Raw genomic sequence first — 23451 nt, forward strand, 5'->3', positions numbered from 1 at the left:
TCTTCTTTTCTCCTCCCTTTTGAGGGGGGACTCGTAGAGCTGCTTGCAGAGGCCGGGTGGGGGTGAACGGGCAGGGCCACCCAGCAACCTAGCCCTCCCACTCCCTTTGCTCTCCCACACCGCCCCTACGGAAAGGGCGCCTTCCCCACCACCCAGCCCCCCTCCGGCCCCCCCGCCCAGTGCCACTCGCCGGGGGCGTCCGGCTTCTGCGAAAGAGCGGCTTTGACCGCCTCCAGCGGCACACGCCGCGCAAACCGGGTGCGGGCGTGCCACTCGGCCAGGGCGTGACTGGGATCACCCGGACGCAAGCCCCGCAGCGCCACGTGTGCGCGGTTCACGGCGAGGTCGAAGAGGGCGTCGGGCGCGGCGGCGGGCACCCTCACCCGGGGTGGCGGGCCTCCGCGAAGGCCTGCTGGGCGCTGAAGTCGCCGACGAGCTTCTGGTACACGCCGTCCACGCCGAGTTCCCACGAGCCGCGCTGGTCGGCCCACTCGGTATCGAGCAGCCGCAGGAGCTGGTCGCGGTGGCGGTCGTCGAGGACGGGGGCGACCACCTCCACCCGGCGGTCGAGGTTGCGGCTCATCCAGTCGGCGCTCCCGAAGTAGACCTCCGGGCTTCCCGCGTTGCCGAAGGCGAAGATGCGCGCGTGCTCCAGATACCGCCCGAGGAGGCTGTGCACCCGCACCGTCTCCGAAAGGCCAGGAACGCCGGGCCGCAGGCAGCACACGCCCCGGACGATCAGTTCGACCCGCACGCCCCCCCTTGACGCGCGGTACAGCGCGTCGATCAGGGCGGGGTCGGTGAGCTGGTTGACTTTGACCCGCGCCCAGGCCTCGTGCCCGTCCTGCGCGTGCTCCACCTCGCGGTCGAGGAGGGCCTCGAAGCCGCTGCGGGCGGTGTCGGGCGCCACGAGCAGGCGGCTGTACCCCGCCTCCGCGTACCCGGTGAGGTGGTTGAATAGCTCCGCCGCGTCCGCCCCGAGGTCGGGGTCCGCCGAGAGCAGGCTGAGGTCGGTGTAGAGCCGCGCCGTCTTGGGGTTGTAGTTCCCGGTGCCGATGTGGACGTACCGCCGCAGCCCCCCCTCCTCGCGCCGGACGACGAGGGTCACCTTGGCGTGGGTCTTGAGGCCCGCCATGCCGTAGACGACGTGCGCGCCCGCGCGTTCGAGCTTCCTCGCCCACGAGATGTTGCGCTGCTCGTCGAAGCGGGCCTTGAGTTCGATCAGGGCCACGACCTGCTTGCCGTTCTCGGCGGCGGTGCGCAGGGCGCCGAGGAGTCGGGGATCGTCCCCGGTGCGGTAGAGCGTCTGCTTGATGGCGAGGACCTGGGGGTCGCGCGAGGCCTCCTCCAGGAAGTTCAGGACGTTCGTGAAGCCGTCGTAGGGGTGGTGAAGCACCACGTCGCCGTGATGCAGGGTGGCGAAGATGCCGTCGTCGTCGTCCCCGTCGAGGTCCGGCACGGCGGGCACGTAGGGCGGGAAGGAGAGGTCGGGCCGCTGGGCGGGGAAGCCCATCAGGTCGGCGGTCCCCAGCGGCCCGTCGAGGAGGAAGATGTCCTCGGGCGCGAGCCCCAGCCGCTCTTGCAGGAAGGTGACGATCCCGGGCGGCGTGTCCCCCATGACCTCCAACCGCACCGCCGAGCCGAAGCGCCGCCGCCGCAGCCCGTCCTCGATGGTGGCGAGGAGGTCCTCGGCTTCCTCCTCCTCGAACTCGTAGTCGGTGTTGCGCGTCACCCGGAAGACGTGCGCGGCCGTCACCGTCCGGCCCTTGAAGAGGTCGCCGAGGTGCGCGGCGATCACGTCTTCGAGCAGCAGCAGCGCGTCCCCCACGGGCACGACGCGCGGCAGCACGCCGACGGGCACCTTCACCCGCGCGAAGTCCGGCTCCTCGCCCTCCCCGGAATCGAGGAGCACCGCGAGGTTGAGGCTGAGGTTGCTCAGGTACGGAAAGGGGTGGCTGGGGTCCACCACGAGCGGGGTGAGCACGGGCTGAATCTGCGAGAGGTAGTGCTCGCGCAGCGCCGCCCGCGCCCGCTTGCCGAGGTCGGCCACCCGCACGAGGCGCACCCCGTGGGCGGCGAGAACCTTGAGGGTCGCCCGGGCCGCCCGCTCGATCTCGCGCAGCATGGTGTGGGTCCGCTCGCGCACGAGCCGCAGGGTCTCGCGCGGCTGGAGCCCGTCGGGGCTGGGCGTGCTGACGCCCGCCGCGATCTGGCGGTGGACGCCCGCCACGCGCACCATGAAGAACTCGTCGAGGTTGCTGCCGCAGATCGCCGCGTATTTGAGCCGCTCCAGCGCGGGGTTGCGCTCGTCGCGCGCCTCGGCGAGCACCCGCTCGTTGAAGGCGAGCCAGGAGAGTTCGCGGTTGAGAAAGGTGCTCTCCGGGTTGGCGACCGTGCTCAGCGTGCGCGGCGCCCCACCCGTGACCTCCTGGCGCGCGGCCCTGCGCGGGCGTCTCGGGGGGGCGGGCGGCTCCGGGGAGGTGGCAACGGGCTTCTCGGCGCGCACGGTCATGCCCCAGAGTAATGAACCCGGCGCAAGCCCAGCGAAAGACCAGCGACATTGAGAGGAGACGATGAAGGCCAAAACGGCAGTCCTCTCAGCAAAAGAGGGCGGGCCCCGGTCATCTCACGCCCGCCGGGGCCCGCCGCCTTCCGGGATCAGACCCGCCTGAACAGCAGCGCGGCGTTCTGTCCCCCGAAGGCGAAGGAGTTGCTCAGCGCGTACTCCACCTGCACCTCGCGCGCCCCCTCAGGGATGTAGTCGAGGTCCAGGGCCGGGTCGGGGTCGGTGAGGTTGATGGTGGGCGGCAAGATGCCGTCCTGGAGGGCCTGCGCGACCGCGATGGCCTCGACGGCCCCGGCGGCCCCGAGGAGGTGCCCGGTCATCGACTTGGTGGAGCTGATGGCGAGGTTGTGCGCGTGCTCGCCGAAGACGTGCTTGATGCCCTGCGTCTCGTGCAGGTCGTTGAAGTGGGTGCTCGTCCCGTGGGCGTTGACGTACCCCACCTCGTCCGGGTTCACGCCCGCCGTGGCGAGGGCCATGCGCATGGCAACCTGCGCCCCGCGGCCTTCGGGGGCGGGCATGGTGATGTGGTGCGCGTCCGCGCTCGTGCCGTACCCGACGATCTCGGCGTAGATGGTGGCACCCCGGGCTTTTGCCTTCTCGTACTCCTCCAGAACGAGGACGCCCGCCCCCTCCCCGAGCACGAAGCCGTCGCGGCTGGCGGAGAAGGGGCGGCTGGCCTTTTCCGGCTCGTCGTTGCGGGTGGACAGGGCCTTCATGTTGGAAAAGCCCCCGATGGCGATGGGCGTGACCGACGCCTCGGCGCCGCCCGCGAGCATCACGTCGGCGAGGCCGAGTTGGATGTAACGCGCGGCGTCCCCGACGGCCCCGGTGCCGGTCGCGCAGGCGGTGACGACGGTGCTGCTCGGCCCGGTCGCGCCGTAGCGCATCGCCACGTGCCCGGTCGCCATGTTGGCGATCATCATGGGGATGAACATGGGGCTGATGCGCCCGGGGCCGCGCGCGTGCAGCACGCCCGCCTGCTCCTCGAAGGTCTTCACCCCGCCGATGCCGCTGCCGATGATCGTCCCGGAGCGCTCGCCGCTCAGGTCCTCTTCCGAAAGGCCGCTGTCGCGCCGGGCGAGTTCCGCCGCCACCAGCGCGAGCTGCACATAACGGTCGAGCTTGCGCGCCTCGCGGGGGTCCACGAATTCGTCGAGGTCGTCGTCCACCTGCCCCGCGATCTTGCTCGCCACGTTCGAGGTGTCGAAGCGGTCGATGGGCCCGATGCCGCTCCTGCCCGCCCGCTGCGCCCCCGCGAACGCCTGCGCCCCCATCCCGATGGGCGTGACCGGGCCCACGCCCGTGATCACCACCCGCTTGAGTCCCGTCACGCTCATGTCTTCCCTCCCGTGAGAACCGCTCTCCCCTTCAAAGAGAGCCGGGTGGGCCCACGGTCTCCCCCGCGCCCACCCGGCTCCCGGTTGCTCCCTTCCGGGCGCTTGTGTTACTGCTTGGAGCCGATGTAATCGACGGCGGCCTGCACGGTGCGAATCCCCTCGGCGTCCTCGTCGCTGATGCTGACGCCGAAACGGTCCTCCAGACCCATGATCAGCTCGACGGTCTCCAGGCTGTCGGCCCCCAGGTCCTCCACGAAACGGGCCTCCGGGGTCACCTTGTCCGCGTCCACGCCGAGTTTCTCGACGATCACATCCTTCACGTCCTCAAATGTTGCCATGCTTACATACCTCCTTGGTCTGAAGTCTGCGCCAGTCTACACGCGGCGTCCGCAGATGCGAAAAAGCCTGGACGGGGTTCAAGCTCGTCGGCGGGCAAAAAGAAAGCCCCCCAGGTTCCCAGGGGGCGTCCAGCCAGACTCAGGCTTCAGGGGGCGAGAGGGCTTACTTCAGGGCTTGAATGAGGTGCGCAAGGGCGGTGATCAGGCCCGTGACAGCACCGAGGATCGTGAGAACCTCAGCCGTCTTTGGACGCCTTTTCTTCCGCTTCTCGCGCGTGGTAGGATGCTTCTTGCGTGGAGTACGCATAGCACCCACCCCCTTTCCGCGCCCGGAGCCGCATACTCCGGGCGCTTTCGCGTGGAGTATGGCCCCTCTCGGTTGTTCCCCTTGTCATGAAGCCCGCCCTAACAGGACATGGGCAGTATAAGCGAGCGGTGCGTGGGTGGAGCAAACCTCAGCGGTCTGCCGTCTCGACGTGGTGCTCACAGCCGTCGCGCTCGAACATTGCCCGCCTATCCATTGCCGAGAGAGCGTTCGTACAAACGCCCCAGTCTGAGGCGAACTTGCCCGTCAACTCGACGTAATAGATGCAGTTCCAGCACTGCGGATGCGGCTCCTCCCTCTGCGCGTCGTCGTATTGGTATCCGCTCAATCCAACGCCGATGCGTCTCCTTGAAGTGGGCCGAGTTCCAAGCCAAGCAGTGCCGCTTCTCCGCCATACCTCAGTGCGGGTACAGTCCCCCGTCTACCCCGATGACCTGCCCCGTGATGTACCCGGCGGCGTCGGAGGCCAGGAACGCCACGAGGGCGGCAACTTCCTCGGGCTGGCCGAAGCGGCCCAGCGGAATACCGCCCAGGTACGTCTTCTGTACGTCCCCCGGCAGCCCCGCCGTCATGTCCGACTCGATGAAGCCGGGGGCCACCGCGTTCACGGTGATGCCGCGCCCGCCGTACTCCTTGGCGAGGGCCTTGGTCAGGCCGATCAGCCCGGCCTTGCTGGCGACGTAGTTGGCCTGCCCGGGGTTGCCCATCAGGCCGACGACCGAAGCGATGTTGACGATGCGGCCCGAGCGTGCGCGCATCATGTGCTTCAAGGCGGCGCGGCTGGCGGCGAAGGCGCTGCCCAGGTTGGTGTCGAGAACCGCGTCCCAGTCCTCGTCCTTCATGCGGATGGCAAGGGTGTCCCGCGTGATCCCGGCGTTGTTCACGAGCACGTCGAGACGCCCCATCTCCTTGATCACGGTCTCGACGAGCGTGCTCGCGTTGGCGGGCGTGGAGAGGTCGGCACCGAAGACCTGCGCGGGCACGCCGAGGGCGCGGATGTCCCCCGCCACGCGCTCGGCCTCCGCCTGATTCCTGCCGTAATGCACGGCCACGCCGAAGCCCGACCCGGCGAGCGAGAGGGCCATCGCGCGGCCCAGACCCCGGCTGGAGCCGGTGACGAGGGCGACTTTCCGGGGTTGGGTCATGCCTGCTCCAGACGGGTCTTCACGCCGCCGAGGTGGTGGCGGTTGTGGTAGAGGGTGAAGAGCAGCATCTCCCGCACGCTGAGTTCCCCGAGGACGGGGTGCGTCAGGGCGAAGCGGTCGAGGTCGGCGTCGGTCCAGCCCGCGAGCGCCGCGCGGACGGCGGCGGTGGCCTGCGCGTACTCCTCGACGAGGGTGGCCTGGTCGCCCTGGGGATCGGGCACGTAACGGCCCGAGGCCTTGGCGCCGCCCGCCAGCGCGTCGCGGTACTGGTCGCGGATGTCGAGGTAGGAGCGGGAGGCCCGCCCCACCCCCCGCCGCCCGAGTCGGTCGCGCGGAATCTGGAGGGCCTGGGCGACCGGCGCGTTCGAGAGGCTCAGGTGGTGGAGGTGGTGGGCCGGGGACCAGTCCTGGGCCGAGCCGCGCGAGAACTCCTCGGCGGGCAGCTTGCGGCAATAGGTCACCACCTCCCCCTGCATCTGGGCGAGCGCCTGGAGGAGTTCTTGGCGGGTGTGGGCCGTCTGAGCTTGCAGCGTGGTCATCCGAGATCGCCCGATTGTCCCACGTTCAGGGTCCGGGCGTCCGGCAGGATGCGTCTGACGAGGCCCGTCAGCACCGTGCCGGGGCCGAACTCGATGAAGGTGTCCGCCCCAAGCGCCGCGAGCCGCCGCACCGTCTCCACCCAGCGCACGCTCCCCGTGATCTGCCGCGCGAGCAGGTCCGGCAGCGTGGCGGGATCGCTGTTCGGCTCGGCGGTCACGTTCGCCACGACGGGAAAGGCGAAGGGACCGAAGGAGGTCGCCCGCAGGTCCGGGGTCAGGGCGTCCCGGGCGGGCCCCATCAGCGCGCAGTGGAAGGGCGCACTCACCTTGAGGGGAATGACCTTCAGGCCCCGGCCCTTGAGTTCGGCGGCGGCGGCGTCCACGGCGGCCTTCTCCCCGGAGATGACGGTCTGGGTCGGCGCGTTGAAGTTGGCGGGCTGCACGACGCCCTCCAGCCCGGCGCAGACCTCGCGCACCACGTCCGGGTCGCCCATCACGGCGCTCATGGCCCCGACTCCGACGGGCACGGCCTGCTGCATCAGTTCGCCGCGCCGCCGGGTCAGCCGCAGGGCGTCCGCGAGCCCCAGCGTCCCGGCGGCGACGAGGGCGCTGTACTCGCCCAACGAGTGTCCGGCGGCGAAGGCGGGGGTCAGACCCGTTCTCGCCTGCCACGCCCGGTAGGCCGCGACCGACGCGGCCACGAGCGCGGGCTGCTGGTTGGCGGTGAGGGTCAGCGCCTCCGGCGGCCCGGTCTCGATCAGGGCGCGCAGACCGGGGAGGGTCCGCTCGGCCTCCGCGTACACGGCCTCGGCCTCGGGGAAGGCGGCGGTGAGGTCGGCCCCCATGCCGACGGCGTGCGAGCCCTGGCCGGGGAAGAGGGCGGCGACCCTCACACGCCCACCGCTTCGCGCTCCGCCCGCGCCCCGAGGCTGGGGGCCCCGCCCCACCACCTCAGGGTGCCCGCCGCCCAGCTCAGGCCCCCGCCGAACGCGACGAGGAGGAGCTGCTGCCCGTCCCGGATGCGCCCGTCGTCGAGGGCCTCGCGCAGGGCGAGGGGCACGGTGGCGCTCGACGTGTTGCCGTAGCGGTCGAGGTTGACGACCGTCTTGCTCAGGGGCATCCCCACCCGCTCGCAGGCCGCCTCGATGATGCGGATATTGGCCTGATGCGGGATCAGCCAGTCCACGTCCGCGCTGCTCAGGCCCGTCCGGGCGAGGACCTCGTTGCCGCTGTCGCCGAGCACGCGCACGGCGAACTTGAAGACCTCGCGGCCGTTCATCCCGACCGCCTCGCCCATCTCGAAACCGCCGGGGAGCCGGGGCGCGGCGCAGCGCAGGTAGAGGCTGGAGCCGCCCGCGCCGTCGGCCCCGAGCACGAAGTTCTGGAAGCCGTAGCCCTCCGGCACCGGCCCCACGACCGCCGCGCCGCCCCCGTCCCCGAAGAGGATGGCGGTGTTGCGGTCATTCTGGTCCACGATCTTGGAGAGGGCCTCGGCACCCACCACGAGCACCCGCCGCGCCGTGCCCGCCAGGATCAGGCCCTGCGCCACGCTCAGGCCGTACACGAAACCGCTGCACGCCGTCGAGAGGTCGAAGGCGGCGGCCCCGGTCAGCCCCACCTGCATGGCGATGAGGGCCGCCGTCGAGGGCATCAGGGCGTCGGGGCTCACCGTCGCGCAGATCACGGCGTCTACCTCGCGTAAGGCGTCCGGATCACGCGCGAGCAGGTCGCGCACGGCGCCCACCCCCACGTCCGAGGTGTACTCGTCGGCCTCCGTGAAGCGGCGCTCGCGGATGCCCGTGCGGCTCTCGATCCACTCGGCGCTCGTGTCCATCCGCGCCTCGAAATCCGTATTCGTGACGACCCTGGGCGGCGCGTACGTGCCGAGGGCCGTGATGCCGAGGCTGGGGCGGGTGCCGGGGGCCGGGGAGGCGGTCATGCGCGAACCGTATCATTCTTTGAACAGGCGTTCAAGGAATTGCGGAACTCGGTTCAGGGGGTCTCATCTGAAACGGAGGAGGGACACGTCCCGGCGGACATGCCCCTCCCCTGGCCCTGCGGGCGTGGACGGACTACTCGGTGCGCTGCTCCTGGGTCTGCTCTCCAGGTTGCGGCTCGCCGGTGGCGTCCTGGGCGTCGGCCTGCGCGGCAGACGCCTGCTCGTCGGTCGCGTCCGGCTGCTCGGTCACCATCTCCTGCGCGCCGGGCTGGGCCGACTCGGCGGAGTCGCTGCTGACCGTCCCCTCCGTCGTCTGTGCGGCGTTCTCCCCCTGGGTTCCGTCCGTGTCCGTGCCGCTGGCGGACGGTTCCTGGGTCGAGGTGCTCTCCTGCCCGGCCTCGGCCTGCTCCGTGCCCTGGTCGCCGCTGGCCTCCTGCGCCGTGGCCGCTTCGCTCTGGACACCCTCGCTGGCCGTCGCCGCCGTCTGGGCGCCGCCCAGTTGCGCGAGCGCCTGCTGGAGGCCCTTCTCGCGGGTCAGGCTGACGAGGTAGCCGTTGAGGCCGTTCGGCCCGAGCTGGGTGCGAAGCTGCTGAAGGGTCAGGCCGTTGCTCTGGGCCAGCGCGTTCAGGGAGGCGTCGAACTCGGCCTGGGTGACCTGCACCTTCAGGTCCTCGGCGAGCTGTTCCAGCGCGAGGTCACGGCGAACGCGGGCCTCGGCGTTCTTCGTCAGGTCGCCCATGAATTCGTCGAGCTTGCCCTGCTCCTGCATGAAGGTCTCGTACTCGCCCCACTTCACGCCCTGGCGGCCCAGGTCGTCCTGAATCTCTTCGAGCATCGCCTCACGGCGGCGGTCGATCAGCGCGCGGGGAATCTCGACCCCCATTGCCTCCACCAGCCCCGTCACGAACTCCTCGCGGCGGGCGGCGTCCCCCTCCTGGCGGGCGCGGCGCTCCAGCTCGGCGCGCAGGTCGGTGCGCAGGCGCTCCAGCGAGTCGAAGTTCAGCGACTTGGCGAAGTCGTCGTTCAGCTCCTGAAGCTGCTTGGTCTGCACGCCCTGCACCCGCACCCGGACACTGTGCTCGGGGTGCTCGTGGTCGCCGTGGCTATGGGCGGGGACGGTGATCTCCACCTCGTCGCCCACGTTCTTGCCGAGCAGGGCTTCACGCACGTGCGGCTCGGCCACGTCGAGGTAGACGGGGTAGGTGCCGCCCTCCTCGCCGAGTTCCTCGATGGTGACCTGATCGGTCGCCTCGATGGGACGCTCGGCGGCCTGGAAGGTCGCGTTGCGCTCTTGGAGGTCGGCGAGCGTGCGGCCCAACACCTCGTCGGTGATCTCGGGGGACGCCGCCGTGAGCTGCACGCCCCTCCAGTCGCCCAGGGTGACTTCCGGGTACGTCTCGCCGTTCACCGTGAAGTCGAAGCCCTGCCCGCTCGCCAGCGCGCCCGGGTCGATCTGCGCGTCCACGAGGTTGAGCCCGAGTTCGCGGGCGGCCTGCGGGTAGTGCGACTGGAGGAGGCGCTCACGGACCTCCTGCTCGACGTAGCCCTTGCCCACGCGGTTTTCGAGCACCTTGCGCGGCGCCTTGCCGGGCCGGAAGCCGGGCACGCGCACGTCGCGCGCGAGCCCCGCCCAGACCTGCTCGTAGGCGCGGTTCACCTCGGCGGCGGGCACCGCGACCCGGAATTGCACCTTGTTGCCTTCACGACTGATCAGCTCTGCCATACGTCTCCCATCCTGGCGCCCCCGTTCCCGCCCCGCTTCTCGTGCGGGGTGCGGGTGGGGCGGGTCCTCTCATGTGCCTGTGCCGCGCTCGCGCCCCCATCCCGAGTCGGAGCCGGGGCGCGCGACATGCCGCCGCGCATCATAAAGCCTGGGGCGCCGGGTGCGCGACTGCCCCTGGCCTCCTCCGACCGGAACGCAAAAAAGAGGACGGCCCGACAAGAGCCGCCTCATGTGTGGTGCGAGGAAAGGGACTTGAACCCTCACTCCCTACGGGAACCAGATCCTAAGTCTGGTGCGTCTACCAGTTCCGCCATCCCCGCCCACGTCATTCGCCTTCAAAGGAGAACCCCGGCCTCCACGCAGGGCGGGGACCGGGGCAGCTTGGGGTGGATTATGGGACTTGAACCCACGGCCTCCGCTTCCACAGAGCGGCGCTCTAACCAACTGAGCTAAACCCACCGCGCACCTTTGCAGGCCCACACATCTTAGAGGGGGGGAGGCGGGGTGTCAATTGGTCCTGAGAGCAGGCCGAAGGGCTTACGTTCTTCCCCCTTTCCACACCCCAGGGCGTCTCCCGGCGCTACCCTGTTCCCACCTATGGAATTCAATCTGCCCGAGGACCTGCGGGACGTGCAGGCAACCGTCCGCGACTTCATGCTGACCGTCGTCGAGCCGCGCGCCCATGAGATCGAGGAGACGAACCGCGTGCCCGCCGAGCTGATGCGCGGGGCCGCCGACCTGGGCCTCTTCGGCCTGAGCATCCCCGAGGAGTACGGCGGGGTGGGGCTGGGCGCGCTGGGCCGCTGCGCCGTGTACGAGGCGCTGGGGCAGGGGCACATGGGCTTCGGCGGGGTGATCAGCGCCCACGCCTCCATCGGCACGAGCGGGCTGGTCAAGCTGGGGAGCGAGGAGCAGAAGCGGCGTTTCCTCCCCCGCATGGCGAGCGGCGAGTGCATCGCGGGCTTCGCCATCACCGAGCCCAGCAGCGGGTCGGACGCGGCGAACATCCGCACGAGGGCCGAGAAGAGGGGCGACTGCTACGTCCTGAACGGCACGAAGCATTACATCTCCAATGCTCCCATCGCGGGAGTCCTGACCGTCATCGCCATCACCGACCCCTCGAAGGGCACGCGCGGCATGAGTGCCTTCCTGGTCGAGCCGCAGAACACGCCCGGGGTGAAGATCGGCAAGATCGACGAGAAGATGGGTCAGAAGGGCTCCCTCTCCGCCGAGGTTATCTTCGAGGACGCCGAGATTCCCGAAGGGAACCTGCTCGGCCCCGAGCACCTGGGCTACCGCGAGGCGCTGGGCATCCTGACGAACGGGCGGGTCGGGATCGCCGCGCGCTCGACCGGGGCCATGCAGCGTCTCCTCGACCTCTCGGTCGCTCATGCCAAGACCCGCGAGCAGTTCGGCCAGCCCATCGCCGAGTTCCAGGCCGTGCAGTTCATGCTCGCGGAGATGGAGGTTGCCATCCAGACGAGCCGCCTGCTGTGGCAGAAGGTGGCGTGGATGGTGGATGGGGGCCAGGACGTGCGCCGCATGGCCTCGGTGGCGAAGTACCACGCGACCGAGATGCTCTCCCAGGTCGCCGACAAGGCCGTGCAGGTCGCGGGCGGCATGGGCTACATGAAGGACTCGCCCGTCGAGCGCTACTACCGCGACCAGAGGTTGCTGCGGATTTACGAGGGCACCAGCGAGATTCAGAAGCTGATCATCGCGCGGGATTTGTTGGCGTAGGCAGTCCGGCCCTGACCTGTAGCTCTTGCCAGCAGGGGCTGATCGATGTGGCAAGACTCCCAGGAGGAGATTAGGTCATCTCCCTCTGCGACGACTGCGAGTCCGTCTGGTACGAGCGAAGGCAGTTGGGGTCAAGCCCTTCCAGTCCCCTCTACGCCGAATTCGGACAGCCATGCTTGCCCGAGAACTGTGAGCTGTTGACCGGTCTCAAAAAGTTGTGAAGCATCCGAGACTTAGGCAGGCCGATGATAAAAGTTGGCCTGCCTGGGATGGTACCGTTCCCCATCCCCCTCAACGCTAAACGTTCCGTCAGCTTCCCGAACCGCCCGGATCATCCTGCCGGGCGTAGGGTTTTCTTGTGCTGGACGCGCTGTAGACCGTTCGGTGGGGCACAGGGCCGCGCTTGCCACTCCCCCCGAAAGTTGATATAGTTGCACTCAAGTTTCCTGGCATTTCCAGCGCCAGAAGCTCCGCCGCAGGACCGCTCTAGGGCGAAAGGAGCCTTCATGCCCACCGAGAACCAACCCACCCCGCTGCCCGCCAACGTGCCCGTGTGCCCGGTGCGCGGCAGCGTGATTTACCCGACGATGGTGCAGCACATCGACGCCAGCCGCGCCGTCTCCATCCAGGCCATCGAGGCGGCGATGCAGGGCGAGAAGGTCATATTGATCGTCTCCCAGCGCGACAAGGACGTGGACGACCCGCAGGGCAGCGACCTCTACGACGTGGGCACCGCCTGCAACGTGCTGCGCGTGCGCAAGAACCCCGACGGCACCGTGCAGATGCTGGTGGCCGCCGTGTCGCGTGCCCGCGTGACGCGCTACACCCGGGGCGACTACCTCAAAGCCGACATCGTGGCGCTGCCGACCGAGACGGGCGATCCGGTCGAACTCCAGGCGCTGACCCGCGAGCTGCGCGAGAAGTTCGAGGTCGTGGCTGCGGGCGGCAAGGTGAGCGCCGAGAGCGTCCAGGCCATCCAGGGCAAGGACAACCCCGGCGAGATGGCCGACCACATCGCCTTCAACCTCGACTTCAAGCTGGAGGACAAGCAGGCGATCCTGGAGGCGACCCGCGTGACCGACCGCATCCGCCGGGTGCTGACGCTCCTCGACACCGAGCAGGAAGTCCAGGCCGTCCAGGCCCGCATCCGCGCCCAGGTCAAGGAGGAGATCGACAAGAACCAGCGCGAGTACTACCTGCGCGAGCAGATGAAGGTCATCCAGAAGGAACTCCAGGGCGGTGAGGACGGCGAGGAGGGCGACGAGGCCGAAGTCTTCCGCGCCAAGATCGACGCGCTGGGCCTGAAGCCCGAGGTGAAAAAGGAGATCGACCGCGAGGTGGGCCGCCTGGGCCGGATGCACCCCGACGCCGCCGAGGCGTCCGTCATCCGCACCTACCTCACCTGGATCACTGAACTCCCCTGGAACGTTCGCAGCGAGGACCGCCTCGACGTGCCCGAGGCCGCCAAGATTCTCGACGACGACCACTACGGCCTGGAGAAGGTCAAGGACCGCGTGCTGGAATTCCTGGCGGTGCGCCGTCTGCGCAAGGAGCGGGCCGAGCGCGGCGAGATCGACGCCGCCGAGGTGAACAAGGGGCCGATCCTGGTGTTCACGGGCCCTCCCGGCGTCGGCAAGACGAGCATCGCGCAGAGCATCGCCAAGGCGCTGGGGCGCAAGTACGTCCGCATCGCCCTGGGCGGAGCGCGGGACGAGTCGGACATCCGCGGCCACCGCCGCACCTACATCGGCGCGATGCCGGGCCGTCTGGTTCAGGGGATGCGTACGGCGGGCACCAAGAACCCGGTGATCCTGCTCGACGAGGTGGACAAGCTGGGATCGAGCTACCAGGGGGACCCCTCCAGCGCGCTCCTCGAAGTGCTTGACCCGGCGCAGAACCAGCATTTCACCGACCACTACCTGGGCGTTCCCTTTGACCTCTCGGAAGTTATGTTCATCGCCACGGCGAACTACCCCGAGCAGATTCCGGCCGCGCTGATGGACCGCATGGAGGTCATCGACTTCTCCAGCTACATCGAGCAGGAGAAGCTGGAGATTGCCAAGCGCTACCTGCTGCCCCGCCAGCTCGTGCAGAACGGGCTCAAGGAGAACCAGATCAGCTTCACGGACGCGGCGCTCGAGCGGCTGATCAGCCACTACACGCGGGAGGCGGGCGTGCGCAACCTGGAGCGCGAGATCGGCACGGTGGCCCGCAAGGTGGCCCGCCGCATCGCCACCGGGGAGGTCAAGCGGGTCAAGGTGACCGACAAGGAACTCGACCGCTACCTCGGCCAGAGCCGCTACCAGCCCGAGTCGGAGGCGCGCGAGGACATGGTGGGGGTCAGCACCGGGATGTTCTACACGCCGGTCGGCGGCGACATCCTCTTCGTGGAGACCTCGGTGATGCCCGGCAAGGGCGGGTTGGTCCTCACCGGCCAGCTCGGCGACGTGATGAAGGAGTCGGCCCGCGCCGCCCTGACGTACGCCAAGAGCAACGCCGACCGGTTCCACCTCGACCGCGAGAAGATCGACAACTCCGAAATCCACATCCACGTTCCGGCGGGGGCGATCCCCAAGGAGGGCCCCAGTGCGGGCGGCGCCATCGCCACCAGCCTGATCTCGGCCCTGAGCGGCGTCCCGGCGCGGCGTGACGTGGCGATGACGGGCGAGATGACGTTGACGGGCCGTTACCTGCCCATCGGCGGCCTCAAGGAGAAGGTGCTGGGTGCGCGGCGCGCGGGCATCCGCCACATCATCATGCCCAAGGCGAACGAGGCCGACCTGCGGGACATCCCGCTGCACCTGCGCTCCTCGATGCGCTTTCACCCCTGCGAGACGGTGGACGAGGTGCTGGACGTGGCGCTCGTCGGTGGGCTGGCGGCGCTGGAGCGCGGCACGGACGCCCCTGTGGAGATGACGCCACCCGCTCCCAAGCGTCGGTCCACCCGGCGGGCGCCCGGCGCGAGCGCGTAAGAAGAAACCTCTCCCGCCCTCCTCCGGCCCGTGTGCTGGGGGAGGGTTTTCAGTTCCCTCGGCTCACGCCCGGTTAACCCTCCGGGGCTCCCTGCCCGTCAGCGTTTATCCTGTCCCCGATGCCTGCGCCGCTGACGTTTCTGGTCGCCAGCCCCCACCTGCACGGGTTCTTCGAGGGCGCGGTGATCTTGCTGCTGGAGCACGACGAGAAGGGCGCGATGGGTCTGGTCGTCACCTCGCCCCTGCGGCAGACGGTGCAAGAACTCCTCCCGGACGTGCCCGGAGGCGAGGCGGGAAGCGCATGGTCGGGCGGCCCGGTGGACCCCACGGTGGGGTGGTGCCTGTACCGTGAGTCCACGAATCTCCCCGGGGAGGTCCGCCTCGCCCCCGGCCTGTTGGTCACGAGTAGCCTCGACGTGCTGCGGGCAGTGATGGCGAGCGGGCAGACCTTCATGCTGCTGCTGGGCTACGCGGGGTGGGCGGCGGGCCAGCTCACCGAGGAGGCGCGCGAGGGCACCTGGCTGTGGGTCGAGCAGGACACCCCCGACCTCCTCTGGAAAGTCTCTGCTGGCGAGCGCTGGCAGGCCGCACTCGACCACCTCGGCGTGAATCCGGGCACGATCATGCCGGGGGGAGCACAGGCGTAGGCGTTCTCCGGCGCTTGCAGGATCAGGCGGGGCCATGCTACTATCCCTCTCGCGCCGGAAACGGCTCGCCACCACGGTCTTCGGCAGTAGCTCAGTGGCAGAGCGTCCGACTGTTAATCGGATGGTCGTAGGTTCGACCCCTACCTGCCGAGCCAACAGAAAGCCCCCGCCCAGCGCGGGGGTTTTGTCTTTGGAAACCGCGAGACGGCGGGTGGCAGGCCATCGGACGGGGGCCCGGAGCACCCCGCGCTCGTCCTCTCGCTCCGGACTTTCTGGCGAGGGGCTCGCGCACCGGGTGTTTAGTCTGCCGCCTCCTGGGCCTGGACCTCGGACCTGACCAGGGGCTCGGAGGAGATATAGCCGATGGTGCGCCAGGGAATTTCCACTTCGGCGCCGGCCGCGTGCAGGGTAAAGGGCGTCAGGGGGAGGACGGCCTGGTTCAGCGTCCGGCTCAGGCGATTTTTCTGGGCCGGAGTCAAGGTGGTGGTGATTACGTCGCCGTTACACAGGTGCAGCTTTACGCTCAGCATCTCGCCTCCGGTGGGGAAGTCCCGACGGTGAATTGTGGGACTGTCTTCAGCATAAATTCACTGTCTTACCGGCTTCTTTCAACGTCCCCATCTCCGGGGTGACCGGGCAGGAAAGCGGAGAGTGTTAGCCTGCCGGGTATGTGGGCTTCGAAACGGGCGGGGGCCGTGCCGGGCAGCGTGTTCGCGCTGATGGACGCGGCCAAGGGGCGGGCGCGAGCGGCGGGCCTGGACGTGATCGACCTCAGCATCGGTTCCAGCGACCAGCCGCCCCCGGAGGCCGCGCTGGAGGCCCTGCGGGAGGCCACGCGCGACCCCGCCACCTACCGCTACCCCCTCTTCAGCGACACGGCGCCCCTGCGTGAAGCGGCGGCGACGTACCTGACAGGGCGCTTCGGGGTGCGGGTGGACATGGACCGGGAGGTGCTGCCCCTGATCGGCGCGCAGGAAGGGCTGGCCCACCTGCTGCTGGCGGTGACCGACCCCGGCGACACCGTGCTCCTGCCCGACCCCTGCTACCCGCCGTACCTGGGCGCGGTGGCGGTCGCGGGGCTCAACGTGGTCACCCTGCCGCTGCTCCCCGAGCGGGGCTTCCTGCCCGACCTGGACGCCGTGCCGAACGAGGTATGGCCCCGCGTCCTGCTCCTGAACTACCCCAACAACCCCACCTCGGCGGTGGCGGACGCGGCCTTTTTCCGGCAGGCCGCCGCGTGGTGTCGCTCGCGGGGCACCCTGCTCGTCCACGACCACCCCTACGCCGAGCTGACGTTCGGGGGCTACCGGGCGCCGAGTGCCCTGGAGGCCGGGCTGGATGGGGTGGTGGAGTTGCACTCGCTCTCCAAGACGCACCACCTGGGCGGCTTCCGGATCGGCTTCGCGGCAGGGGATGCGGACGCGCTGGCGGCCCTGGCGCGGGTGAAGGGTGCCGTCGATTTCCACGCCTACCTGGGTATCCAGCGGGCAGCGGCGGTCGCCCTGGGCCTGCCGGACGAGGTGGGACGGGCGGGGGCGCGGGCGTTCGAGGCGCGGCGCGACGCCCTCGTCCCGGCCCTGCGGGGGCTCGGGTGGGAGGTCGCGCTCCCACAGGCGAGCATGTACGCCTGGGCGCGGGTGCCCGGGATGACCGACAGCGTGGCCTACGCCGTGCGCGCGGCTGAAGAGACGGGCGTGGCGTTCAGCCCCGGCCGCGCCTTCGGGGCGCGGGGCGAGGGCTTCGTGCGCTTCGCGCTCGTGCAGCCGCCGGGGGTGCTGGTGGAGGCGGCGCGGCGGCTGGGCCGCGTGCCCGTGCAGGAAGCCCGCGAAGCCATCACCCGCTGATCCGGGAAAAAGAAGGGGCGTCCAACCGTCCTCCCGGCAGACGCCCTCTCCCCTCTTTTCCTCCACGCCACAGGCCGCTCGCCCCCCGCCTCACACCGCCTGCGTCGCCGCCAGCCGGTCGAGCACCGAGGGGTCTTCCAGCGTGCTCGTGTCCCCCTGAATCTCCTTCCCGGCGGCGATCTGGCGCAGGAAGCGGCGCATGATCTTGCCGCTGCGGGTCTTGGGCAGGGCGTCGGCGATGATGATCGCGTCGGGGCGGGCCAGGGCGCCGATCTCCTTGGAGACGTGCGCGCGCAGGGCCCCCGGATCAACCGTGTGCCCGGCCTGGGGGAGCACGAAGGCCACCACGCACTCGCCCTTCACGTCGTCGGGTTTGCCGACCACGGCGGCCTCGGCGATGCTGGGGTGGGCGACGAGCGCCGACTCGATCTCCATCGTGCCCAGGCGGTGCCCGGAGACGTTGAGCACGTCGTCCACCCGGCCCACCACCGTGATGTAGCCGTCCTGATCGCGGCGCGCACCGTCCCCGGCGAAGTACACGTGCGGAATCTCGCCCCAGTAGCTCTTGCGGTAGCGCTCGTCGTCGCCGTACACGGTCCGCAGCATCGAGGGCCAGGGCCGCTTGATCACCAGCAGGCCGCCGTCGTCCGGTCCCAGCTCCTCGCCCGCGTGGGTCATGATCGCGGGCTCGACGCCGAACATCGGCAGGCCCGCGCTGCCGGGCTTGCTGGGATGGGCGCCGGGCAGGGTCGTCAGCATGATCGAGCCCGTCTCCGTCTGCCACCACGTGTCCACCACCGGGCAGCGCTCGCCACCGATCACCCGGTAGTACCACATCCACGCCTCGGGGTTGATGGGCTCCCCCACCGAGCCGAGGAGGCGCAGGCTGCTCAGGTCGTAGCGGGACGGAATTTCATCACCCTGCCGCATGAAGGAGCGGATCGCCGTCGGCGCGGTGTAGAGGATCGTCACCCGGTGCTTCTGGACGACCTCCCAGAAGCGGCCCCAGTCGGGGTGGTTGGGGGCCCCCTCGTACAGCACGACCGTCGCCCCGTTGAGGAGGGGCCCGTACACGCTATAGGAGTGCCCCGTCACCCAGCCCACGTCGGCGGTACACCAGTACACGTCGTCGTCGCGCAGGTCGAACACGGTCTGGGTCGTCAGGTAGGTGCCCACCATGTAGCCGCCCGTGGTGTGCTGCACGCCCTTGGGTTTGCCGGTACTCCCCGAGGTGTAGAGGATGAAGAGGGGATGCTCGGAGTCGAGCGCCGCGGCCTCGTGCTCCTCGCTCGCCGAGCCCACCACGTCGTGCCACCACACGTCGCGGCCCTCCTGCATGGGGGCGTCGCAGTCGGCCCGGCAGACGACGACGATCTTCTCCAGGCTCGGAGTGTTCTCGGCGGCCCGGTCCGCGTTCTCCTTGAGCCGCACGAGCTGTCCCCGGCGCTGTCCCGCGTCGGCGGTGATCAGGACCTTGCTCTGGGCGTCGTTGATGCGGTCGGAAAGGGCACTCACCGAGAAGCCGCCGAAGACGACGCTGTGGACGGCCCCGATGCGGGCGCAGGCGAGCATGGCAATGGCCGCCTCGGGGATCAGCGGCAGGTAGAGGGTCACCCGGTCGCCCGGCTCCACACCCAGGGAGGTCAGGGCATTCGCCGCCTTCTTCACCTCGCGCAGGAGTTCGGAATAGGTATAGGTGCGGACCTGAGTGTCTTCACCCTCCCAGACAATCGCGGTCTTGTCGCCCAGGCCCCGCTCCACATTGCGGTCGAGGGCGTTGTAGGCGATGTTCGTCCGCCCGCCGACGAACCACCGGGCGTGGGGGTCCTGCCAGTCGAGCACCTGATCCCAGCGGCGCATCCAGCTCAGCTCGTCCGCCACCTCGCCCCAGAAGCCGTCGGGGTCGTCGAGGCTGCGGCGGTAGCGCTCCTCGTACTGCTCGCGGGAGACGCGGGCCCGCGCGGCGAACTCCTCGCTGGGCGGAATGACGCGGCTCTCGTGCAGCATCGCGTCGATGTGGTCGGACGGGGTGGGCCGGGACAGGGCGGGATCGGTCATGCGGGAAACCTCCGGGAGTGCGGCGCCCTCGGTGCGCCTCTGGAGCGGGCGCGGCGGGTTGTGGGTGCGCCTACTGTACCGCCGCCGGGACGGGGAGGCGCATGTCGTTACGGGAGGGGTACTGAACTGGGTCCAAGCTGCTTTCGCCCGCTCCCGGAGAGCGAAACCCCCGACCACACCGGGCCGGGGGCTGACTGCTGACCGCTGGAAGCTCCCTCAGTCGTGCGCCGCGACCGTCCCGTCCACGCCCGCCCCGGTGTAGGCGCGGAACTGCATCTCCTCGAAGGCCTGCTCCGCGCCCTCGTTGCGGCGGGCGGCCCCCACCATCGTCCCCAGGACGGCGAAGAGGAATCCGGCGGGGATGGAGACGATGCCGGGGTTTTCCAGCGGGAAGATCGGGGCGGCCTGGACGAGGTGGCGGCCCGTGGTCTTCGTGGGCGGGTCGATGCCCCGGATGTTGGGGCTCACGGCGATCAAGGCGAGGCAGGTCAGGATGCCGCCCACGATGCCCCAGATCGCGCCCGTGGCGTTAAATCTCCGCCAGAAGAGGGTGAAGAGGATCACCGGCAGGTTGGAACTCGCCGCGATGGCGAACGCGAGCGCCACCAGAAAGGCCACGTTCTGCGTCTGGGCCGCGAGGCCGAGCAGGATGGCGATTACGCCGACGCCGACGGTGGCGAGGCGGGCCACCCGAAATTCCTCGCGCTCGGTCGCCTGCCCCCCCCGGATCACGCCCTTGTAGATGTCGTGGGTAAAGGACGTGCTCGCCGCGATGGTCAGCCCCGCCACGACCGCCAGGATGGTCGCAAAGGCCACGGCGGTCACGAAGGCGAGGCCGAACTCGCCGCCCACCGTGCCCGCCCCGCCGAAGAGGGACTGCGCGAGCAGGGGTGCGGCCATGTTGCCCGCCGCGTTCTCCCGGACGATAGTCTCCCGCCCGACGAGCACGTTCGCCGCGTTGCCCATGAAGGCCGTCATCACGTAGAAGGCGCCGATCAATACCATCGCCCACACCACGCTCTTGCGGGCGTCCTGCGCGGTGGGCACGGTGTAGAAGCGCACCAGGATGTGCGGCAGCCCGGCGGTGCCCAGCACCAGCGCGAGGCACAGCGAGATCAGGTCGATGGGGTTAGTGTACTTCACGCCCGCGCCCAGGAACGCCGCGCCGTTGCGCTGCTCGACCACGCCCAGCAGGTTGGAAAAGCTCCAGCCGAAGCGGTTCAGGATCAGGACCGTCATCACGATGGTGGCGAACATCAGCAGCACGGCCTTGATGATCTGCACCCAGGTCGTGGCGAGCATCCCGCCCACCACCACGTAGATGATCATCAGCACGCCGACGAGCGGGATGGCGAGGCTGGCCCCGATCACGCCGCCCGAGAGCAGGCTGATGAGCGACCCGGCACCGACGACCTGCGCGATCATGTAAAAGGTGCTCACGACGATGGTGCTGATCGCCGCGTAGGTCCGCACCCGCTGGTCTTTCAGGCGGTAGACGAGCATGTCGGCGAGCGTGTACTTGCCGAGGTTGCGCAGGGGCTCGGCCACGATGAAGAGCACGGTCAGGTAGGCGATGAACCACCCCACCGAGTACATGAAGCCGTCGTAGCCGTTCAGGGCGATCAGGCCGGTGATACCCAGGAAGCTCGCCGCGCTCATGTAGTCCCCGGCGATGGCGATGCCGTTTTGCGGGGCGCTGATCCGCCCGCCCGCCACGTAGAAGTCCGAGGCGCTGGTGTTCCGTTTGCTCGCCCAGAAGGTGATCCCCAGGGTGACGGCGACGATGAGGGCCGCGAGGAGGAAGGTCATCCCCGGGCCTCCAGCGCCAGGCGGTCGAAGGTGCGGGCTTTGACCACATAGATCGCGGCCATGATCCAGCCCATCGCGAACTCCAGAAAGGCGAACACGTACCCGAAGGTCACGTTCCCGAATACCTTCGTCGCCATCAGCGGCTTGTTGTACCCCGCCAGGATGGGCAGCATGAAGTACAGCACCAGAAACGTGACCGTCATGATCACGGTAAAGCGGTTGCGCTCGGCCACCAGCCGCGCGTAGGCGGCGTTGCGGACGAGCGGCGAGCCGGACTGCAAACGGGATACGGTCATGCGGGCCTCCTGGGGCGGGGGGCGGGGAGCACGAGGGTCGGCGGGGCGCTTCGGGCGCACAGACAGATTGAAGGTTGTCCCAAAGATTAGGGCGCCATTAACCCAATAGCAATGGACCGGGTTCAAAAAGGACGTTCCTGCGGGCGGAACAGCGGGGCCTGGGCGCCCGCCGGGTTGGGGACAGCGTGAGCCCGGCCCCAACCCCCGCCCGCGTACCCGTTATGGTGGGGGAGATGCTCCTCGACCGGCTGAATCGGCCCCTGCGTGACCTGCGCGTCAGCGTGACCGACCGCTGCAACCTGCGCTGCACGTACTGTATGCCCGCCGAGGTCTTCGGCCCGGGCTATGCCTTTTTGCCCAGGACCGAGCTGCTGAGCTTCGAGGAGATCGAGCGTTTGAGCCGGGTCTTCGTGGAGCTGGGCGTGCGCAAGCTGCGGATCACCGGGGGCGAACCTCTCCTCAGGCGCGACCTGCCGGAGCTGATCGGGCGGCTGACCCGCCTGGAGGGGGTGGAGGACGTGGCCCTCACCACCAACGGGCTGCTGCTCCCCCGCCTCGCCGCCGACCTCAAGGCGGCGGGCCTGAAGCGGGTCACGGTCAGCATCGACAGCCTCGACCCGGAGGTGTTCGGGCGCATGAACGGGCTCGGCGTCCACCCACAGCGGGTGCTCGACGGCATCGAGGCGGCGCTGGCGGCGGGCCTAGGCGTGAAGGTGAATACGGTCGTGCAGCGCGGGGTGAACGACGAGGGGCTGCGGAAGCTCTGGCTGGCCCTGCGCGAGGGGGCGGTCGTGCGCTTCATCGAGTTCATGGACGTGGGCAACCACAACGGGTGGAACATGGAGTCGGTGGTGCCCTCGCGCGAGGTGCTGGCCCGCCTGAGTGCGGACGGCACAGGGGCGGAATTCCGGCCCGTGAATCCCAACTACCGGGGCGAGGTCGCCGAGCGGCACGTGGATGAGGGCGGACACGAGGTCGGGCTGATCTCCTCGGTCACGGCCCCCTTCTGCGGGGACTGCTCGCGGGCGCGGCTCTCGGCGGTCGGCGTGCTGTACACCTGCCTCTTCGCGGGCGCGGGCACCGACTTGCGTGCGCCCCTGCGTGCGGGCGCGGGCGACGACGGGCTGCGCGACCTGATCGCGGGCGTGTGGCGTGAGCGCCGCGACCGCTACAGCGAGGAACGCGGCGAGGCCACCCCTGCCGGGGAGAAGGGCCCCGCACGCAAGATCGAGATGTCGCACATCGGGGGCTGAGGGTGCCGTCCCTCGGGAGCAGCCCCCGACCCGCCGGGTTGTTGTCCTGGGGTGGGTGACAGGCCGTCCAGCCTTGTGTACTTAGGACACCAACCCTAAGATGAGGTTGTATAGCCGCGCGTCTTCATGGCGGCCCCTGGAGGGATGCATGGCGAAGTACCCGCTGATCAAGACCACCCTGAAAGACCGGCTGCTGGGTGGGCACTACCCGGAGGGGCTGCCCCTTCCCAGCGAGCCGCAACTCGCGCGCGAATTCGAGGTCTCGCGCATGACGGCCCGGCGCGCCATCGACGAACTCGAACGCGAGGGGTACGTCTACCGGGTGCAGGGGGCGGGCACCTTCCCGACCGGCAAACGCTTTCGCCAGGGCATGTTCCGGGTGCGGCCCTTCAAGGAGTGGGCCCGGCACCCCGAGCACCGCACGACCGTCTTGCGCGCCATGCAGATCGACGCCACCCCCGAGATCGCCATCGTCCTCCAGCTTCAGCCCGGCGACCCGGTGATCTTCGTCCACCGCCTGCGCACGGCGGGCGACGAGTCCCTCGTGATCGAAAAGCGCTACATCAACGCCCGCCTCGCCCCCGGCCTGATGGAGCACAACCTCGGCGCCGAGAGCGTCCACGAGGTCATGGTCTCGATGGGCGTGCCCCTCACCCGCGTCGAGCAGAACCTGGAGGCCGTCAACCTCCGCCAGGAGGAGGCCGACCTGCTGCGCGTGCCGCTGGGCACCGCCGCCTTCCTCCTGAGACGCACGACCTACAGCGGTCCCAAGCGCGTCTCCTACGTCAATTACTGGGTGCGGGGCGACCGGTACGCGTTTCAGGACAGCTTCGAGCCGTAGGGGCGGTGAGAAGAGGCTGGCGCCTGCGCGTTCCGGCCCTTTTCTTGTTCCACTTACCACCACCGACCCGCCACCGACC

The 23451-nt window shown here is 69.5% G+C and carries 19 protein-coding genes, 3 tRNA genes and 1 pseudogene; 7 read left to right on the forward strand and 16 right to left on the reverse strand.

Annotated elements, in window-relative coordinates:
• Positions 1-125 precede the first annotated feature (125 nt).
• The 12 genes and pseudogenes from IC605_RS08250 to IC605_RS08305 form a co-directional block, all read right to left on the reverse strand.
• On the reverse strand, positions 126-383 hold the full coding sequence (locus IC605_RS08250; RefSeq protein WP_216321576.1) for a hypothetical protein: 258 nt from the start codon (positions 381-383) through the stop codon (positions 126-128).
• Positions 380-2512, reverse strand: a complete 2133-nt coding sequence (ppk1, locus tag IC605_RS08255; protein ID WP_216321578.1) for a polyphosphate kinase 1 — start codon at positions 2510-2512, stop codon at positions 380-382. The genes IC605_RS08250 and ppk1 overlap by 4 nt, the downstream gene beginning before the upstream one ends.
• A 146-nt stretch (positions 2513-2658) precedes the next feature.
• Entirely contained in the window at positions 2659-3903 is a 1245-nt protein-coding gene (gene fabF, locus IC605_RS08260; protein WP_216321580.1) for a beta-ketoacyl-ACP synthase II, read from the reverse strand.
• Between the two features lie 107 nt (positions 3904-4010).
• Positions 4011-4241, reverse strand: a complete 231-nt coding sequence (acpP, locus tag IC605_RS08265) for an acyl carrier protein (RefSeq protein WP_216321582.1) — start codon at positions 4239-4241, stop codon at positions 4011-4013.
• Between the two features lie 455 nt (positions 4242-4696).
• Positions 4697-4894: a DUF3027 domain-containing protein gene (locus IC605_RS25540; RefSeq protein WP_216321584.1), complete on the reverse strand. Its 198-nt coding sequence runs from the start codon at positions 4892-4894 to the stop codon at positions 4697-4699.
• Positions 4895-4964: 70 nt separating this feature from the next.
• Positions 4965-5711 carry a 3-oxoacyl-[acyl-carrier-protein] reductase gene (gene fabG / locus IC605_RS08275; protein ID WP_216321586.1) on the reverse strand — a complete coding sequence of 249 codons (747 nt, stop codon included), beginning with the start codon at positions 5709-5711 and terminating at the stop codon, positions 4965-4967.
• Positions 5708-6250: a DinB family protein gene (locus tag IC605_RS08280; RefSeq protein WP_216321587.1), complete on the reverse strand. Its 543-nt coding sequence runs from the start codon at positions 6248-6250 to the stop codon at positions 5708-5710. The genes fabG and IC605_RS08280 overlap by 4 nt, the downstream gene beginning before the upstream one ends.
• The gene (fabD, locus tag IC605_RS08285) at positions 6247-7143 is read right to left on the reverse strand and encodes an ACP S-malonyltransferase (protein ID WP_216321589.1); all 897 of its coding nucleotides are present in this window, start codon (positions 7141-7143) and stop codon (positions 6247-6249) included. Before fabD ends, IC605_RS08280 begins: the two co-directional genes overlap by 4 nt.
• Complete coding sequence (locus IC605_RS08290; protein WP_216321592.1) at positions 7140-8189, reverse strand: beta-ketoacyl-ACP synthase III; 1050 nt, start codon at positions 8187-8189, stop codon at positions 7140-7142. Before IC605_RS08290 ends, fabD begins: the two co-directional genes overlap by 4 nt.
• Positions 8190-8666: 477 nt before the next feature.
• Positions 8667-9912 (reverse strand): annotated as a pseudogene (gene tig / locus IC605_RS08295) (trigger factor); the annotation flags it as partial.
• A 234-nt stretch (positions 9913-10146) separates the two neighbouring features.
• Positions 10147-10232, reverse strand: a tRNA-Leu gene (locus IC605_RS08300).
• A gap of 62 nt (positions 10233-10294) precedes the next feature.
• Positions 10295-10371, reverse strand: a tRNA-His gene (locus IC605_RS08305).
• Positions 10372-10509: 138 nt separating this feature from the next.
• Between IC605_RS08305 and IC605_RS08310 the strand changes: the two genes are divergently transcribed.
• The 4 genes from IC605_RS08310 (at position 10510) to IC605_RS08325 (ending at position 15426) form a co-directional block, all read left to right on the forward strand.
• Positions 10510-11652 carry an acyl-CoA dehydrogenase family protein gene (locus IC605_RS08310; protein ID WP_216321596.1) on the forward strand — a complete coding sequence of 381 codons (1143 nt, stop codon included), beginning with the start codon at positions 10510-10512 and terminating at the stop codon, positions 11650-11652.
• 506 nt (positions 11653-12158) lie between these two features.
• Positions 12159-14624 carry an endopeptidase La gene (gene lon / locus IC605_RS08315; protein ID WP_216321598.1) on the forward strand — a complete coding sequence of 822 codons (2466 nt, stop codon included), beginning with the start codon at positions 12159-12161 and terminating at the stop codon, positions 14622-14624.
• Positions 14625-14743: 119 nt separating this feature from the next.
• Positions 14744-15271 carry a YqgE/AlgH family protein gene (locus IC605_RS08320; RefSeq protein ID WP_216321600.1) on the forward strand — a complete coding sequence of 176 codons (528 nt, stop codon included), beginning with the start codon at positions 14744-14746 and terminating at the stop codon, positions 15269-15271.
• 80 nt (positions 15272-15351) lie between these two features.
• A tRNA-Asn gene (locus IC605_RS08325) sits at positions 15352-15426 on the forward strand.
• A 144-nt stretch (positions 15427-15570) separates the two neighbouring features.
• Here IC605_RS08325 and IC605_RS08330 read toward each other — a convergent pair.
• Complete coding sequence (locus IC605_RS08330; protein ID WP_216321602.1) at positions 15571-15801, reverse strand: hypothetical protein; 231 nt, start codon at positions 15799-15801, stop codon at positions 15571-15573.
• 138 nt (positions 15802-15939) lie between these two features.
• On the opposite strand from IC605_RS08330, the gene IC605_RS08335 reads away from it, so the two are divergent.
• The gene (locus IC605_RS08335; RefSeq protein WP_216321604.1) at positions 15940-17115 is read left to right on the forward strand and encodes an aminotransferase class I/II-fold pyridoxal phosphate-dependent enzyme; all 1176 of its coding nucleotides are present in this window, start codon (positions 15940-15942) and stop codon (positions 17113-17115) included.
• Positions 17116-17205: 90 nt separating this feature from the next.
• On the opposite strand, the gene acs is transcribed toward IC605_RS08335, so the two are convergent.
• The 3 genes from acs to IC605_RS08350 all read right to left on the reverse strand — a co-directional run bounded on the left by acs (position 17206) and on the right by IC605_RS08350 (position 21278).
• Positions 17206-19173, reverse strand: a complete 1968-nt coding sequence (gene acs / locus IC605_RS08340; RefSeq protein ID WP_216321607.1) for an acetate--CoA ligase — start codon at positions 19171-19173, stop codon at positions 17206-17208.
• 216 nt (positions 19174-19389) lie between these two features.
• The gene (locus IC605_RS08345) at positions 19390-20982 is read right to left on the reverse strand and encodes a solute symporter family protein (RefSeq protein ID WP_216321609.1); all 1593 of its coding nucleotides are present in this window, start codon (positions 20980-20982) and stop codon (positions 19390-19392) included.
• Entirely contained in the window at positions 20979-21278 is a 300-nt protein-coding gene (locus tag IC605_RS08350) for a DUF485 domain-containing protein (RefSeq protein ID WP_216321611.1), read from the reverse strand. The genes IC605_RS08345 and IC605_RS08350 overlap by 4 nt, the downstream gene beginning before the upstream one ends.
• A gap of 233 nt (positions 21279-21511) precedes the next feature.
• On the opposite strand from IC605_RS08350, the gene moaA reads away from it, so the two are divergent.
• The gene (gene moaA, locus IC605_RS08355; RefSeq protein WP_246580568.1) at positions 21512-22531 is read left to right on the forward strand and encodes a GTP 3',8-cyclase MoaA; all 1020 of its coding nucleotides are present in this window, start codon (positions 21512-21514) and stop codon (positions 22529-22531) included.
• 148 nt (positions 22532-22679) lie between these two features.
• Positions 22680-23372: a GntR family transcriptional regulator gene (locus tag IC605_RS08360; RefSeq protein WP_216321614.1), complete on the forward strand. Its 693-nt coding sequence runs from the start codon at positions 22680-22682 to the stop codon at positions 23370-23372.
• Positions 23373-23451 lie beyond the last annotated feature (79 nt).

Origin of the sequence: Deinococcus aestuarii, from assembly GCF_018863415.1 — a bacterium.
Lineage (GTDB): Bacteria > Deinococcota > Deinococci > Deinococcales > Deinococcaceae > Deinococcus > Deinococcus aestuarii.